Here is a 15,752-nt window from a genome sequence, read left to right as displayed (position 1 = left end):
AATAGGTGTAAAACTTCGATATGTGGATCCCTTCGAAACTGACTCGTCCCGGCCGCTTACATAATGCAATCCTACGACCTAGGGTTCTCGATCTGCTTCACAATGCAGATTGCTATAAGCTTGTGTTGTTCCGCTCTCCAGCGGGCTACGGCAAAACCACCATGGCTGCACAATGGTTGGTAGATAAACCTAATGTGGGTTGGTACAGCATTGATGATAGCGACAATGATGCCTTCCGCTTTATCAACTACCTACTTCAATCACTTAATAAAGCGACTCAAAATGCCTGTCCGAATGCCCAAAAACTGGCAGAAAAGCGACAGTTTTCATCGCTGCATTCTTTATTAAGTGAAGTATTTGCCGAGATGTCGGAATTCCATCACGAGTGCTTTCTGGTGTTGGATGACTATCACTTGGTCAACAATGACGACATCCACGAAGCCATGCGCTTCTTCCTCAAACACATGCCCGATAACCTAACGTTGGTTGTCACCAGTCGTGGTACGCCACCACTTGGTACAGCAAACCTGCGCGTTCGTGACTTAATGATCGAATTAGGTAATGACTCGTTGGCGTTTGATACCGAAGAAACCACACGCTTTTTCAACCAACGCGTAGCCGACGGCATTGATGACACCACGGCAGATAGCATTTGTAGTTATGTAGAAGGTTGGCCTTCTGCACTACAACTTATCGCGCTACAAGCACAACACCAAAAACGCACTCTTGCACAGTCCGCAGAGTCATTCTCTCACTTTAACCACGCCCATCTTTGGGACTACTTGGTTGAAGAAGTATTCGACCTGCTAGACAAAGAAACCCGACAGTTCTTGATGCAATGTTCTGTGCTTGATCACTTCAACGATGAGCTTGTGTGTGCACTTACACAGCGTGAAGATGCGTTAGGTATGATCGAATCACTCAACCGTTTTGGTTTGTTCATCTACCCGCTTGAAGGTGAAAAGAACTGGTATCGCTTCCATAACTTGTTTGGTGAATTCCTCGCACATGAGCGCCAAGCTCGAATTCCTCAGCAAGAAGCTGAACTGCATCGAAGTGCTGCAAAAGCGTGGATCAAGCAAAACACACCACACCAAGCACTACGTCACGCACAGCGCGCTGAAGATCCAGAACTGATCATTCAAATCCTGACTGAGCACGGTTGGCCGATGTTCAACCAAGGTGAGCTTTCGTCATTAGAAATGGCGATCAAACAGCTAACCACAGATCAACTATACAGTGAGCCAAAGCTTTCGATGTTGCGTGCTTGGCTTGCACAAAGTCAGCACCGTTATGACCAAGTGGGTACTTTGTTGGAAGAGGCTGAGACTCAATATCAAGCTCGAAACATTGAACTCGATACTCAGCAGCAAGGCCAATACAACGCCTTACGCGCACAAGTTGCCATCAACAGCAATGAGCCTGAGAAAGCATTGGAATTGGCTGAGCTTTCGTTGAGTCAGTTGAACACCACCGTTTATCGTAGCCGCATTGTCGCAACCTCGGTTGTAGGCGAAGTGAATCACGTAATGGGTAACCTAAGCCGTGCGCTACCGATGATGCAACAAACAGAAAAACTGGCACGTCAGTATCAGGTTTACCATCAGGCCCTGTGGGCGATTCTGCAACAAAGCGAAATCTTGATTGCTCAAGGTTATGTTCAAGCTGCATTTGAGCTACAAGACAGTGCATTCAAATTGATTGAAGAACATCAGCTGCAATACGTACCTCTGCACGAATTCTTGCTGCGTGTTCGCGCTCAGATCTTCTGGTGTTGGAACCGACTAGATGAAGCGGAAGAGTGTTGCTACAAAGGCTTAGATATCCTTGGTCACCACTCTCCGAGTAAACACCTGCACAGCTATTCTATGTTGGCTCGTATTTCATTGAGCCGTGGTGAGATTGATAAAGCGTCGAAATTTATCGACCAGATTCAGCACCTATTGCGTCAATCGACTTACCACGTAGATTGGACGGCAAATGCTTCTCTTTCTTTGATTCTGTTCTGGCAAGTAAAAGGCGATAAAGAAGCTATCCGTGATTGGCTGAGTGTGGCTGTTCGACCTGAATCGGCAAGTAACCACTTCTGCCAACTTCAGTGGCGAAACATCGTTCGTGCTCACATCATCCTTGAGCAGTATGAAGACGCAGAAGAAGCGCTGACCTTCCTTAAGAGTGAAGCCCAGCGTTCGCACCTGATTACAGACACCAACCGCAACTTGATCGTTGAAGCCGTGTTACGTACACAAATTAACGATGAAGACAGCGCACGAATACTACTCGAAGAAGCGCTTCATATGACTAACCAAACCGGTATGGTCGGTAACTTCTTAGTCGACGGTGGGACTATCGGGCATATCTTGGATAAGTTGAGCAACAAGCCTGGCTTAGGTGATTTAGAACGTCACCGCGCGCAACAAATCATGAAGGATATCTCCACGACCCAACGCAGTCGTTCGGTGCATTTCGATGAAGACTTTGTTGAGAACTTGGTTAATCACCCGAATATCCCTGAGTTGGTGCGCACTAGCCCACTCACTCAGCGTGAATGGCAAGTGCTTGGTCTGATCTATTCAGGATTCAGTAATGAGCAGATCGCTCAAGAACTCGATGTAGCGGGTACCACGATCAAGACTCACATCCGTAACCTTTACCAAAAACTCAATATTGCTAACCGTAAAGAAGCAATCAGCACAGCGGAAAACTTGCTGCAGTTGATGGGGTACTAAAACGGATTCGAGATTGATTCGAGATTGATTCGAGATTGATTCGAGATTGATTCGAGAAAACATAAGCTAGTCACCGATGGTGGCTGGCTTTTTTTTCATCTGAAGTTTAGAACCTAAAAATGTAGGAATGGGAAAAGTAAAAAGACGATCACCAAACGACAGGCAAAAAAATAGCCAACCGCAATAATCGCGATTGGCTCTATATATTTGTGAACAAATCATAAGTTCACTAACAACGTCAGTTGGCTAGGTGACCCTCGGCTTAAGAAGGGTCAATGTATATAATGCAGTTAGCGTGCCAACTTTTATTCGACGTTTTATAAGCCCTGCATCGCATAAAAACCATGAATTTGTCATGCGAATTGCAAAGTGCATTTGCATAATGCAACCAAGATGCAATATCGATAAGAGATCAGTTTCATCGCTGCTCTTAATGACAAATCACTAAGTGGTTGTTATCTAAATGTTAGGCAAATATTCAATTCAACTTATTGCTTTACAATTAATAGAGTAATAAAAGCCCTTCCCCAAAAGCATATTCATACTTTTTTTACACTAAAGTTTGTATACTGCACAAAATCATCCTCAACTCTATGAAGCAATGAACTACTTAAGTACTTTTTTCAAAGGCATGGCAATGGGCGCAGCAGACGTTGTTCCTGGCGTGTCGGGCGGAACCATCGCATTCATCACTGGTATCTACGATACGCTGCTAGAAAGCATTCGCAGAATTAACCCTAGCGTACTTGGCTTATGGAAACGCGAAGGCTTCAAAGCCGCGTTTAATCACATCAATGGTTTCTTCCTAATTTCACTGTTCGCGGGCGTATTCACGAGCATTGCGACATTCGCAAAATTGATTTCTTGGTTATTAGTCACCCACCCTGTTCCACTGTGGTCTTTCTTCTTCGGCCTGATCTTGGTCTCGGTTTTCCATATTCTTAAGCAAGTAGAGAAACGCGATATGATTCGCTTCGTGTTTTTGCTGCTTGGCGTTGCTTTCGCTTATAGCATTACCGTGCTTAAACCGCTGCAAATGGAACCAACCAGCATCAACGTATTGATTGCGGGTGCGATTGCTATCTGCGCGATGATTTTACCCGGTATTTCAGGCAGCTTTATTCTGCTCCTGATTGGCATGTATGGCCCCGTGCTTGGCGCCGTTAAATCATTTCAAGTCGATGTACTTGCGCTATTCCTTGCGGGCTGTGTGATCGGACTGCTGACTTTCTCACATGTACTGTCTTGGCTATTGCGTTCATTCCGCGACTTCACATTGGTATTCTTAACCGGTTTGATGATCGGTACGCTGCCTAAGATCTGGCCTTGGAAAGAGACCATCAGCTGGCGCACAAACTCAAAAGGTGAACAAGTTCCTCTGATTCAAGAAAACCTATCACCGTTTGATTTTGAAGCGGTAACCTCTCAGCCTTCTCAGTTGGTCATGGCGATTGTGATGATGTTTGCTGCGATTGCATTGGTTTTAGGCCTGGAGAAGTTCGCAGAGCGTAACGCTGACTAATCATTCAACGTATTTCTGGAACATGTTCAGAATGGATAGAACTTAGAAATACTAAGCTCACATATCTATTAAACAGACAAAAGCGAAGCCAATGGCTTCGCTTTTTTAGTTCTACCATACGCACAAAATTGCTTTTTGATACAAGCACGTATTGAGTGGTGTGATACCATCGCCGTTCTTATAAAATCAAATGAGAACACGACATGCACCCAGCATTAAAGGTTGCTGCGCTCGGTATTGCGCTGGTCGCTGGCTTTTATGGACCACAGGCAGTCGAGCAATTTAAATCGGTAGTAGAGAGCCACTCTCCTGACGTCAACTTAGATGACTACTGCATGCTTTCAACAACATGGTGTGAGCAAGACAGCGTTGCTATGACCCTTGAGCATGAAACAGCTCAACCTCTAGTCCCAACAAAAATCAAAGTGGTGTGGGAAGGCGCGGCCTCTGAAACCTTGATGCTATCGCTGACCGGTTTAGAGATGGAAATGGGCTCAGCACGTTTCCAATTAAAAAATACTGGTAACAACATCTATGAAGGTGATGTCATTTTACCCGTGTGTACCATGGATCACATGACTTGGCTTGGTGAGCTCACCGATGGTGTTGAAACCGTAAAACCTGCAATAAGGATGGCAAGATGAGTAGAAATTGGTCGTTAGCATTGGTTGTCGCTTTTGTACTTGGCTTTGGTGTCAAAAGCTATCTTGATGGGCAAAACGAAGTTCAAGAACAACACGCTGCAAAACAAGAGTTCTCCGCAACGACTCTTTTCGGCAAAGACAACCAACCAACGGAAATCTTTGACCAAACCGATGACAGAATTCGTATCGTTTACTTCGGTTTCACACGCTGCCCAGATGTGTGCCCCACTTCTTTGGCTATGTTGGCCGGAGCACTTAACCAAGTCTCTGATGAAGCAAAAGCCAAGATTCGCCCGATGTTTGTCTCTCTCGACCCTGAGCGTGATGCAGCAGAGGCCTCATACGAATACGCACAATACTTCCACCCAATGATGGAAGGATTAAGTGGTCCTTTGGATGTGACAACCACGCTTGCACACAACTACGGTGTTATTTTCAGAAAGACCAAGCTGGAAGGTTCAGAGTTGGAATACACCCTTGACCACAGCTCATATTTTTATTTTTTAAAGCCCGACGGTACCTTGATTACCAAAGTGCCGCATACGTTAACGCCAGCACCAATTGTTGAGGCTATCAACAAGCTGACGCAGTAAAACGTAAAAACAAAGAACTTAACTAATAAAGTTCGAACAAAAAGTCAGGTCCCAGACCAAAAACATAAAAATTAAGGACAACAACATGAAGTTAAAAGCACTTGCTCTAGCAGGCTTATTGCTCACCCCTTTTGCTCAGGCTAGTAGCGATATTATGGTTCATGACGCGTACGCTCGTGCAACCCCGCCTTCAGCAGTGAACAGCGCGGTGTTCACGACTCTGATAAACCACAGCGATAAAGATCGCGCTATTGTTTCTGCAACAACACCTGCAGCAGGTAAAGTAGAACTTCATGATGTAATCATTGATGGCGATGTTATGAAAATGCGCCAAGTTCAAGAAATCACCATCCCTGCAAACGGTGAAGCGGTACTTAAACCTGGCAGCCTACACATCATGTTGTTCGACCTAAAAAGTAGCCTAAAAGAAGGTGAGCAAATCGAGATGATACTGACCTTTGCCAATGGTGAAACACAGACCTTCGACGCACCAGTGAAGAAAGTGATGAGCGGCATGAAAAAGATGAATCACGACCATCATTAATCGTATTCACAATTGATAAAATAATTTAAGCCACGATGACTTCTCGCCATCGTGGCTTTTTGTTAAACTGAGCGCGCTTTTTATTCAAAGCCTGAACACATTAATAAACCAAGGAGAATAGAAGATGATTGTAATGAAAACACTAAAACTGGCAGTAAAAGTAACGCGTTAATTTGTTTGGTTAATCAAACTTTAATCTCGAACTACCAACATTAAGCCATCAGCTGGCTACCGCACACTTTTACCCGGTTTACTGTTGATCGTAAGTGATCAATATCTGCATGCCTGTAAAGCATGACTCAAATCCGGGGTCCTATCGATTTTGAATTCGACCCAAGCTCAAACATTTTTGACGTCTCGACGCTTTTTGAACTGACCAACGCTTTTCGATCTCATCGACAACCTGAGATCTTACAAGACGTTAATGCTCTCATAAGACTTTAATGCACTGATAAGACTTTAATGCTCTCACAAGAAAAGAAAGCTCGCACGTCTGGGTAAATAGACATGAATTCACAAAACGCATTTTCTCATCCAATGTCACTTCAACAACTTGGATGGCAACCTGTATTCCAACAACAACTGACACTCGAAGACTATGATCACTCCGTCATTGCTCGTATCGTCGCACATCACCGCAATGGCTATACATTAGCGTCAGAGCAAGGTGAAATTGTTCTACCCATCCACCAAAACCAACCGGCAATGACCGTTGGCGACTGGGTAATATTGAACTCTGAACTGCAATTCGATCGCTTACTAGAACGCCAATCGCTCTTTAGCCGAAAAGCTGCGGGCAGTCGTGTGGCTGAACAATATATTTCAGCCAATATCGACACAGTGTTTATCGTGGTTTCATTGAACAACGACTTTAATCTGAGTCGCATTGAACGCTACCTGGCACTCGCAAATGAAGCACAAGTTGAAGCGGTTATCGTCCTGACGAAGAAAGACTTGTGTGACGACTACGAAGACAAAGTACAACAGGTACAAAGCTTAGACCCGATGCTGATGATCGAAGCGGTCAACAGCCTAGATCAAGACTCAACCCAAGTACTTTCACCTTGGTGTAAAATCGGCAAGACCGTCGCGCTAATGGGCTCTTCTGGTGTGGGTAAGTCGACTTTGGTTAACTCATTGCTAGGTGAAGCATCGCAGGCAACTGGTGGTATTCGTGAAGACGACAGTAAAGGTCGTCATACAACCACATCACGATCACTCCACTTGCTCGCATCAGGTGGCTTGCTTCTCGACACTCCAGGAATGCGAGAGCTCCAACTTGCAGACTGCGCTGAAGGCGTGAGTGAAACTTTTTCAGACGTTGAAGAGTTAGCAATGCACTGCCGCTTTTCTGATTGCAGCCATGAGTCAGAACCAGGATGCACAATACGCAAGGCCATTGAAAGCGGTGAGCTTTCTGAAAGACGATTCTCTAACTATGAGAAGTTACTCAGAGAGCAAGCAAGAAATGGAGCCTCATTGGCAGAGCAGAGAGCGAACAGTAAACAGCTTTCTAAAATGTACAAAACCGTGCAGTCAGAGAGCCGTAATATCAAGAAATCGTCTAAATAGCCGATTATTGGATTAGGTTTACAACACGTAAATAAGCCCCATGTCCCTATCGCGTATTAGCTCAATAATTCCTGAGCTCTTTAATGCATTGGGCTGGGGCTTTTTTGTATCAGCGAGGCTTCTTTGTATTAACAGGTCTTCTTTATATCAACAGGAACCCAATGGGATCATTTCTGCACACAATGATCTTGCTAATCGACTCTGACGGCACCAGAACCAGAACATTGACCCGAATGAGTATTATCATGCAGATTTATATCTCAACAAGAGTACAAAAATTTAACATTTAGCTCTAAAAACACCACGTAGCGCAAACAATCACCCTAAAAGTAAACTATTCCTAGACACCCTCTTAGATCCCGCTAATATGACCGCCCATTCCACTAGTGTATAGTTGGATTTGGTACAACTTTATAAAAAAATACATCACTATAATAAATTAACAATTGCAGGTATTTTATGCAAAATCACAACATGCTCGCCCGCATCGCTCGTGGAAATCTCGTTCTACAGATCCTTGCTGGTATTGTTTTCGGTGTCGTTCTCGCCATGGTTTCTCCTTCAGCAGCTCAAGATGCAGGCCTATTAGGTAGTCTGTTTGTTGGTGCTCTGAAAGCTGTTGCCCCAATTTTAGTATTCATTCTTGTTGCAGCTTCTATCGCAAACCAAAAGAAAGGTCAGCATACTCATATGCGTCCAATCATTGTGCTTTACCTGATTGGTACGTTCTCTGCAGCACTAACTGCTGTAGTACTGAGCTTCATGTTCCCAACCACTTTGACACTGGTTGCTGGCGCTGAAGGTGCTAACCCTCCTCAAGGTATTGCAGAAGTTCTTCATACGCTTCTATTCAAGCTTGTAGATAACCCAGTTAGCGCACTAATGAACGCTAACTACATCGGTATTCTTGCTTGGGCTATCGGTCTTGGTCTTGCACTGCACCACGCATCTGCAACAACCAAAGCGGTTTTCGAAGACCTTAGCCACAGTGTTTCACACATTGTTCGCTTCATTATTCGTCTTGCGCCATTCGGTATCTTCGGCCTTGTTTCGACTACATTCGCAACAACGGGCTTCGATGCACTAGCAAGCTACGGTCAACTACTAGCGGTTCTACTAAGCTCAATGCTGATCATTGCTCTTGTCGTTAACCCACTGCTTGTCTTTGTAAAGACAAAACAGAACCCATACCCACTTGTACTGCAATGTATTCGTGAATCTGGTGTAACGGCATTCTTCACTCGTTCAAGCGCTGCAAACATCCCAGTGAACATGAACCTTTGTAAGAAGCTAGAGCTAGATGAAGATACTTACTCTGTATCAATCCCTCTAGGCGCAACCATCAACATGGCGGGTGCTGCAATCACCATCACTGTGTTAACGCTTGCCGCTGTACACACAATGGGTATTGAGATTGATATCTTCACTGCGATTCTACTAAGCCTTGTTGCTGCAATTTCAGCATGTGGCGCATCAGGCGTTGCCGGTGGTTCACTGCTACTGATTCCTCTAGCTTGTGGCCTATTCGGTATCTCAAACGATGTAGCGATGCAGGTTGTAGCGGTTGGTTTCATCATTGGTGTGATTCAAGATTCTGCTGAAACAGCGCTTAACAGCTCAACTGACGTAGTGTTCACTGCGGCTGTATGTAAAGCTGAGCAAAACAAAGCTTAACAGCTCTTGGTATTAGGCTTTAGCTCTAAGCTCTAAGCTCTAAGCTCTAAAAGCAAATAGCACACAAATAAAAAGGGAAGCATTCGCTTCCCTTTTTTGTTGTCTTGGTTTTCTAGATTACGGTTAGAAGCTATATAGATTTATAGATTTATAGATTTATAGATTTATAGCTTCAGTCATTTTTGTCTAACTCATCAAAGCTAACCAACACGTTTTAGTGGTTGCTTTTCCAGCTTGGATCCAAGGCTGCCTGACTGAAGTCTAGAGGGTCACTATTTGGGGTCGCTTGTCTCTCTGTTGATGCTTGCTCGGAATTAGGTTGTTGGCTGTAATCAACATTCGTATCTTGAGCACTCGCCGTTTGAGTATCTAGATGGCTCGCATCTACTTTTAATGCCTCACCTTCTTCATCAGACGCTTCTTTCACTTTCTTAGGGATCGGTATATTGCGCTTGTAGAGCTTATTGAGCGCTTTAATGATTGAATGCTTAGTGATCGCTTCTTGAGTCAACTTAGTCATGATCGGCTTAGTCAGAGCTTGTAAGCCCACGACGGCATCGACACCCAGTTCACCACCAACTTTATCCCGCAAATGCTTCGCTTCTGAGTAGCCAAAATGAGCAGACAAAAATAGCCAGATATAAGCAATCGCGTTGCCGTGTTCACCATGGTCAATCCAAGCTTCGCCTGCTCTAAACATCGCTTCTGCACTGTTCTTTTCTGCGGCCGTCTCAAACCAGTAAACAGCCTCGCCATGGTTAGGCTCAACACCCACACCGTTCAAATAACTCATACCGAGTTTGATCTTGCCATCTAGGTTATTTTTTTCAGCAGCCTTTTGGTACCACTCGACAGAGCTTTCAGCTGAGTAGTCTGGGTTTTCTTTATCGAGACACCAGTCACCGATAAACAGCATCGCTTCGGTATTACCACCAGCCGCAGACTCTTCAATATAGGTATAACCCTTAGGGATGTTCTTATCGGTTCCACGACCAAAGACGAGCGCTTTGCCCATCTCGAATTTCGCCGATACGTCATTGTCTAAAGCAGAGATTGCTAACTGCCAAAAGTTGGCTTTCTCTCTTAAAATCAGGTCTTCTTTACGCTTCATACTTAGGCGCACAATGCCGTACATGCCATTGATATTATCGAGTTGCGCCGCTTTGTCGTACCAATACAGAGCTTCCTTAATATTGTTACGTTCCGCTTCTTTTGCCAAATACAGAATCGACGGTACATGGCCGGTTTCGGCTTTGAAGTGACGCTCTTTTTGCTCTTGTATGCGCGCTTTTTCAATCGCTTTTCGGTAAGCGACAGCACGAGCCTTACGTTCTTGTTCCAAGCGCTGCTTTCTTAGCGATAAAGAGATCAGCCACACGGCGACAAGTATTAACGAAAGAGCCGTCGCACCAATTGCGATTCCCATTGTACTCATAAAATATTTTAACCTAACTCGGCTGATACTAGCCCCGATATCGGGAAAGTGATCAACCCATAGTGAATGGTATGTTTCTAATTACAGGGAAAAGTGCAGTTACTGGCACGTTCCGCCTTAAAATGAACTTAGTTCAGTATCTCAGGATTACATTGCGATAAGAAGCCTAGGAGGTTCAATCCGTATGCAGTCCATAGACGATGTGATCTTGCTTCAATATAGATAAATTATGAAGGCTGCCTTTCATCAGGAAAGTCCTAAAGCTTGGTGACGAAATTGATGTTTTTCCCATCAACAATTTCGTGCAACTGCCGTACAACTCTCTTACAGGAATAGCTCTATACCTAGGTCAATTGACCGTATATGTAAGCCAACTCGGCAACCGTCTTCGCTGAGAATTTCTTCATCAAGCTTGCTCGGTGTACTTCCACTGTTCTCATGGCAATGCACAATTCATCGGCTATTTTCTGGTTACGCTTACCGTCGATAATTTGTTTGAGGATGTCTATCTCACGCTCGGTTAACGACGCGTACGCTTGGCGATACACATTCATGTGTAAGTGCTTTTCTGAAGCCTTTAATCCTTGCTTGATTGCCTCGGCCAATTCCCCTCCTTTAACCGGCTTTTGGAAGAAGTTCATCGCACCTGCTTGCAAAGCTTCCACCGCCATTGGCACATCGCCATGCCCTGTGAGATAGATAACCGACAGCGGACTCTGCGCTTTCACCATTAACTCATGAACTTGTTGCCCTCTCATCTCTGGCATTCTGCTGTCTAGCACTACACAGCCCGACTTTGTGAGATCCACAGAGTCTAAAAAGCTTGGACCATCTTCATAAGCTGACACCGTGAAATCATGCTCTTCCAATAAGAACACCAGCGAGTCACGCATCGACTCATCGTCATCAACCACATAAACCGGCAACGTTTGATGAAGTTCAGGCATAACAAGATTCCTTATGAATCATTTGAAAGAGAAAAAGGTAACGTCACTGCAACGTGACAGCCATGAGGAATCAGTGACTTAATGGTCATTTGACCGCTGTGGTCTTCAATCACGTCCTGGCAAATCGCAAGCCCTAACCCCAAACCGTTTTCTTTGCTACTCACAAAGGCTTGAGTGACTTGCTGCTCAGTGAAATCTAAGCCCGTGCCGTTATCGATAACCGACAGCATCATTTTATCCGGTTGATACTCGGTAATCACTTTAATTGTTGGTGGTTCGCTGTTTTTGTTATCAATATCAGACGCAGCGCTTTGTTCGCGATGCTGTTGTGCGTTACACGCGTCCGTCGCATTGTTGATCAAATTTACAACCACCTGCTGCAATCCGACAGGGTCAACATGTAGCGTGATAGGTTTACCCACGACATAACGTTCAATGGTTATCTTGTGTTTCTCTAATCGAAATTGCAGTAGCTCGATGGTATCTGTAAGAAGAGCTTCTATATCAGTTTGAGATTTATCTGATGAGCGTTTTTTGATCATGTTTCTTAAGCGCTGGATGATCGCATCAGCACGGTCCACTTGCGACTGGATCTTCTCAAATACAGGCTCTATGTCAGTCAGCGGTTTGTTCTTCGAAATCCGCAGTAAACCACCTTCGCTATAATTCCGAATAGCTGCCAAAGGCTGATTAATCTCGTGTGCCAAGCTACTTCCCAGTTCACCAACTACCGCGATTCGTTGTGAGTGCTCTAGCTGTTCACTCTTACTTTTCAGCTTATAAAGCGTCGCTTCTAGTTGCTTTTTGCTGCGACTGAATTTGTATTCTAGCCAGAAGTGGTAAGCATTCAGAGACACGACAAGAATAAAGAACGCCCATGCCCACTGTTGATTGTACTTGAGCCAGATTAACGCTTCTTTCCACCAAGGTTGTTGCAGTGGATGCATGTCGAGTTGTTGATATAGCTTGTCGATCGCCAGCAAGCTTGTCGGTGACGTCCAACCCGATGCATTCGCTGCAATGGCCGGTGCGCTGCTCTTAGGCATCGCAAATAATACCTGACTCATCTGTTTGGCCAGTGCCGAAGAAGCCCGCTCTGTTTTGGCGAACGACCAGTTGGGGTACAACGGCGTAGACACTTGGCATCGGAATCCTTCTGGCGCTTGATTCTCGATAATTCGATATTGCCCCGCCACCAGCAAACCTTCACTGATCATGTTCTCAACTAAACAGCTTGGTACGACAGCCGCTTCAATGTGCCCTTCACGTAGTTGATACAAGCTGGCGTCGATCGGGAAACCTAAAAATTGGGTGTTAGAGAAAAAGTGGTTGGGATTAAGCCCTTGTTGCATCACTTGGTAACGCATAGTGAGGTAACCACCAAAAGCATTTTCAGATACTGCCGCAATCGGCTTACCGCTGAGTTGTTCGAGAGAGATATAAGGCGACATTCTTCTCACCACCAAGGCGGAACCAATGCTGCGTGTATTACTAGTGTCTTGAGCTTCAAAGTTATGACTGGTCATGGTTGCCATCCAAGAAAGCGCATACTGGCGTCCTAATCGAACCGCCTGACCGGGGTTGGTGATGACAAAGTCGACCTCAACACCTTTTACCGCATCAGCCATCTCTTCTAAGTTGAAAGGCTTGAGAACAAAGTGTTTGCCGGGAATGCGCTCCGACAACCAATCCATCGTCGGCTGCCAACGCTGCTGCGCGGAAAGCTTGCCTCGAATAGCCAGCACACCGACCTCAATCACCTGTTCCGACTCAACAGTGTTTGATGTTGTAATCTCTTGCTCCGCTTGAGCGGCTAAACAGATTCCTGCAGTTAGACTCAACCAACAAAGGCTAACGATTGATATTAGGTTTCGGACTGTCACTAAAATCTCTTTCTCCACACTGATGGCATGTTCACACTCGAATAACGCATTGACGACACGTTAAATAGAGCCTTTAAACAAAGCATAACAGCTAGATTGGTAAAACCACATTTGTTCTAGATCAACTTTGATCTGGGTATGTGGAAATCCACAATACCTCGTGAACGGTCAAAAACTGACAATGAGCCTAACAGATCGAATACCCATTTATAGGTACCTCTATGGACTCATTGAAAAGACGGTTTCTCAGCCAATTCGGTAAAGTTTCCGCCGGCGCTGCGCTCATTCCCATTGCCGGAATCAACACCGCAGTCGCCAGCACAGCCATTCGCAATAACAACCAGCCTGACCGCAAGGGCGAAGTAGGTAAACGCTACGCCATGGCGATTGATTTGCGTAAGTGCGTTGGCTGTCAGGCATGCACTGTTGGCTGCAGCGTTGAAAACCAAGCACCAATTGGCCAATTCAGAACCACCGTAAAACAGTATGAAGTCTCCCTTGATGATGGTTCGACTGCTCAACAAGACGTGAAATCTTTCATGTTACCTCGTCTCTGTAATCACTGTGACAACGCTCCCTGCATCAAGGTTTGTCCAGTTCAAGCGACCTTCCAACGCGAAGACGGTATTGTCATGGTCGACAACGAACGCTGCGTAGCCTGTGCTTACTGTGTTCAAGCTTGTCCTTACGATGCTCGTTTCATTAATAACGACACCCTTACCGCAGACAAATGCACCTTCTGTGCACACCGCCTTGAAGACGGCTTACTGCCTGCTTGTGTAGAAACCTGTGTCGGTGGCGCGCGTGTCATTGGCGACCTTAAAGATCCAAACAGCGAGATCAACCGTCTGCTCAATGAAAACCAAGACGACATCAAGGTGCTTAAGCCAGAGCAGAATACCAACCCCCATGTTTTCTATATCGGCATGAACGAGCGATTCGTTAGTCACATTGAAGGCCAACCTGCGATTTATGATCCAGCCGCCATCGATAACTCATCCTCTAGCAAACAAGAATTGGCAATCGCGACACAAGGCAAACAAGGAGAGACAGCATGAATATCACTGAGGTGTTAGTCCCCGCTCAAGAGATCGCTTGGCTACCGTGGGCGGTTCAATATTTCTTCTACATAGGTTCAGCCTACGCGGCCGCTATTTTGTTCTTGATTGCACTGATCTTTAAAAACTCAACCAGTCACCAATTCCGTTCTGCCCTTGTGCTTGTGATGGCCATTGGCGCGATTGTTGGACCATTAGCATTAACCGGTGACTTGCACCAACCCGGACGTGCGTGGCACTTCTATGCTCATATTACGCCTTGGTCATGGATGTCATTGGGCTCTTTGTTTCTACCTTTATTTTCTGGTCTGGCTGTCACGACGGCTTGGGTTTACCTGCGTGACGACATCGCACAGCTTAAACAAAGTGAAAACCCATTTCTAAAACGTTTGTCTTGGCTGACGCTAGGTAAATGGCAAATATCATCAAAGCTGATGATTGCACTCGCTGCTGTGACGGCTATTTCGGGCCTAAGCATCGCGCTTTATACAGGCGCAGAGATTGCGATTTTGGCGAGCCGACCGCTTTGGCATCAACCGGCTTCTCCACTACTTTGGTTCACTACCGCATTCTTTGCTGCAACGGGTTTAACGCTGTTGATTTGGGCTCTTCTGCCTTCAAGCAAGCCAAGCTTAAAACCAACAGACCTAGCTCTGATACAAAGAACCATTACCTTAACGGGTGGCCTTGCCATCATTCTCACGTCGATTTGGGCATCTAACCATGGTCACTTCAGCCTGTATGAGAATGACGCTTGGGGCATCAATTTAGGCATCATGACCACCAGCATTTTGCTGTGCATGATCTTGGTTCTACCACTGCAACGCCTATCGCAAAGTAAGCTAGGAATTATCTGTGTTGCGCTTGCGACCATAGTTTCTGCATGGGCGGTACGTTGGGTCACCATGATGGAAGTTCAAACCATTCCACGTTTCGATGTTGGCCCATTCCCTTATGAACTGCCGATGGGTAGCGCAGGATTACTCGGCATTGTTGGTATGTGTGGTCTTTGGTTAGCACTTGCGTTGTTCGCCTCTGAGATCGTGTCTACTGGTTCTACACGAACAACTGGTTCTGCACCAAAGACAACATCGAAGCCAAACCAAAATACACCTTCACCACTTAACCGCTCACATAGCTTGTAGTCTGAG

The 15,752-nt window shown here is 45.4% G+C and carries 12 protein-coding genes; 9 read left to right on the top strand and 3 right to left on the bottom strand.

Annotation, left to right across the window (positions count from 1 at the left end; all coding sequences use genetic code 11):
* Nucleotides 1-20: 20 nt before the first annotated feature.
* The 7 genes from malT to sstT all read left to right on the top strand — a co-directional run bounded on the left by malT (nt 21) and on the right by sstT (nt 9,278).
* The gene (gene malT / locus A136_RS01705; protein ID WP_017064237.1) at nt 21-2,729 is read left to right on the top strand and encodes an HTH-type transcriptional regulator MalT; all 2,709 of its coding nucleotides are present in this window, start codon (nt 21-23) and stop codon (nt 2,727-2,729) included.
* 601 nt (nt 2,730-3,330) lie between these two features.
* The gene (locus A136_RS01700; protein ID WP_017064236.1) at nt 3,331-4,251 is read left to right on the top strand and encodes a DUF368 domain-containing protein; all 921 of its coding nucleotides are present in this window, start codon (nt 3,331-3,333) and stop codon (nt 4,249-4,251) included.
* Between the two features lie 203 nt (nt 4,252-4,454).
* Nucleotides 4,455-4,895 (top strand): hypothetical protein, encoded by a 441-nt coding sequence (locus A136_RS01695; protein WP_017064235.1) that lies wholly within the window; start codon nt 4,455-4,457, stop codon nt 4,893-4,895.
* Complete coding sequence (locus A136_RS01690) at nt 4,892-5,488, top strand: SCO family protein (protein WP_004732104.1); 597 nt, start codon at nt 4,892-4,894, stop codon at nt 5,486-5,488. The genes A136_RS01695 and A136_RS01690 overlap by 4 nt, the downstream gene beginning before the upstream one ends.
* An 85-nt stretch (nt 5,489-5,573) precedes the next feature.
* Nucleotides 5,574-6,032, top strand: a complete 459-nt coding sequence (locus A136_RS01685) for a copper chaperone PCu(A)C (RefSeq protein WP_017064234.1) — start codon at nt 5,574-5,576, stop codon at nt 6,030-6,032.
* A gap of 507 nt (nt 6,033-6,539) precedes the next feature.
* Nucleotides 6,540-7,604, top strand: coding sequence for a ribosome small subunit-dependent GTPase A (gene rsgA / locus A136_RS01680; protein WP_017064233.1), 1,065 nt, complete (start codon nt 6,540-6,542; stop codon nt 7,602-7,604).
* A 459-nt stretch (nt 7,605-8,063) separates the two neighbouring features.
* Complete coding sequence (gene sstT / locus A136_RS01675; RefSeq protein WP_004732110.1) at nt 8,064-9,278, top strand: serine/threonine transporter SstT; 1,215 nt, start codon at nt 8,064-8,066, stop codon at nt 9,276-9,278.
* 214 nt (nt 9,279-9,492) lie between these two features.
* On the opposite strand, the gene A136_RS01670 is transcribed toward sstT, so the two are convergent.
* From A136_RS01670 to A136_RS01660, 3 genes are all read right to left on the bottom strand, one after another.
* A complete protein-coding gene (locus A136_RS01670; RefSeq protein WP_081326279.1) occupies nt 9,493-10,713 on the bottom strand; it encodes a tetratricopeptide repeat protein in 1,221 nt (406 codons plus the stop codon).
* A 344-nt stretch (nt 10,714-11,057) separates the two neighbouring features.
* Nucleotides 11,058-11,660: a response regulator transcription factor gene (locus A136_RS01665; protein ID WP_017064231.1), complete on the bottom strand. Its 603-nt coding sequence runs from the start codon at nt 11,658-11,660 to the stop codon at nt 11,058-11,060.
* A gap of 11 nt (nt 11,661-11,671) precedes the next feature.
* Nucleotides 11,672-13,543 carry a sensor histidine kinase gene (locus tag A136_RS01660; protein WP_017064230.1) on the bottom strand — a complete coding sequence of 624 codons (1,872 nt, stop codon included), beginning with the start codon at nt 13,541-13,543 and terminating at the stop codon, nt 11,672-11,674.
* 221 nt (nt 13,544-13,764) lie between these two features.
* Here A136_RS01660 and dsrO point away from each other — a divergent pair, with 221 nt between their 5' ends.
* Together dsrO and nrfD are read left to right on the top strand one after the other, a co-directional pair.
* Nucleotides 13,765-14,601: a sulfate reduction electron transfer complex DsrMKJOP subunit DsrO gene (dsrO, locus tag A136_RS01655; RefSeq protein ID WP_017064229.1), complete on the top strand. Its 837-nt coding sequence runs from the start codon at nt 13,765-13,767 to the stop codon at nt 14,599-14,601.
* Nucleotides 14,598-15,746: an NrfD/PsrC family molybdoenzyme membrane anchor subunit gene (gene nrfD / locus A136_RS01650; protein ID WP_017064228.1), complete on the top strand. Its 1,149-nt coding sequence runs from the start codon at nt 14,598-14,600 to the stop codon at nt 15,744-15,746. The genes dsrO and nrfD overlap by 4 nt, the downstream gene beginning before the upstream one ends.
* Nucleotides 15,747-15,752 lie beyond the last annotated feature (6 nt).

The sequence above is a fragment of the Vibrio crassostreae 9ZC13 genome, assembly GCF_000272045.2.
Taxonomy (GTDB): domain Bacteria; phylum Pseudomonadota; class Gammaproteobacteria; order Enterobacterales; family Vibrionaceae; genus Vibrio; species Vibrio crassostreae_C.
Note: the sequence above shows the minus strand (reverse complement) of the source record. Positions and strands in the feature narration are given on the sequence as shown.

Coding starts and splice junctions, on each gene's coding strand:
- malT (WP_017064237.1), top strand. CDS start 21: ATGTGGATCCCTTCGAAACTGACTCGTCCCGGCCGCTTACATAATGCA.
- A136_RS01700 (WP_017064236.1), top strand. CDS start 3,331: ATGAACTACTTAAGTACTTTTTTCAAAGGCATGGCAATGGGCGCAGCA.
- A136_RS01695 (WP_017064235.1), top strand. CDS start 4,455: ATGCACCCAGCATTAAAGGTTGCTGCGCTCGGTATTGCGCTGGTCGCT.
- A136_RS01690 (WP_004732104.1), top strand. CDS start 4,892: ATGAGTAGAAATTGGTCGTTAGCATTGGTTGTCGCTTTTGTACTTGGC.
- A136_RS01685 (WP_017064234.1), top strand. CDS start 5,574: ATGAAGTTAAAAGCACTTGCTCTAGCAGGCTTATTGCTCACCCCTTTT.
- rsgA (WP_017064233.1), top strand. CDS start 6,540: ATGAATTCACAAAACGCATTTTCTCATCCAATGTCACTTCAACAACTT.
- sstT (WP_004732110.1), top strand. CDS start 8,064: ATGCAAAATCACAACATGCTCGCCCGCATCGCTCGTGGAAATCTCGTT.
- A136_RS01670 (WP_081326279.1), bottom strand. CDS start 10,713: ATGAGTACAATGGGAATCGCAATTGGTGCGACGGCTCTTTCGTTAATA.
- A136_RS01665 (WP_017064231.1), bottom strand. CDS start 11,660: ATGCCTGAACTTCATCAAACGTTGCCGGTTTATGTGGTTGATGACGAT.
- dsrO (WP_017064229.1), top strand. CDS start 13,765: ATGGACTCATTGAAAAGACGGTTTCTCAGCCAATTCGGTAAAGTTTCC.
- nrfD (WP_017064228.1), top strand. CDS start 14,598: ATGAATATCACTGAGGTGTTAGTCCCCGCTCAAGAGATCGCTTGGCTA.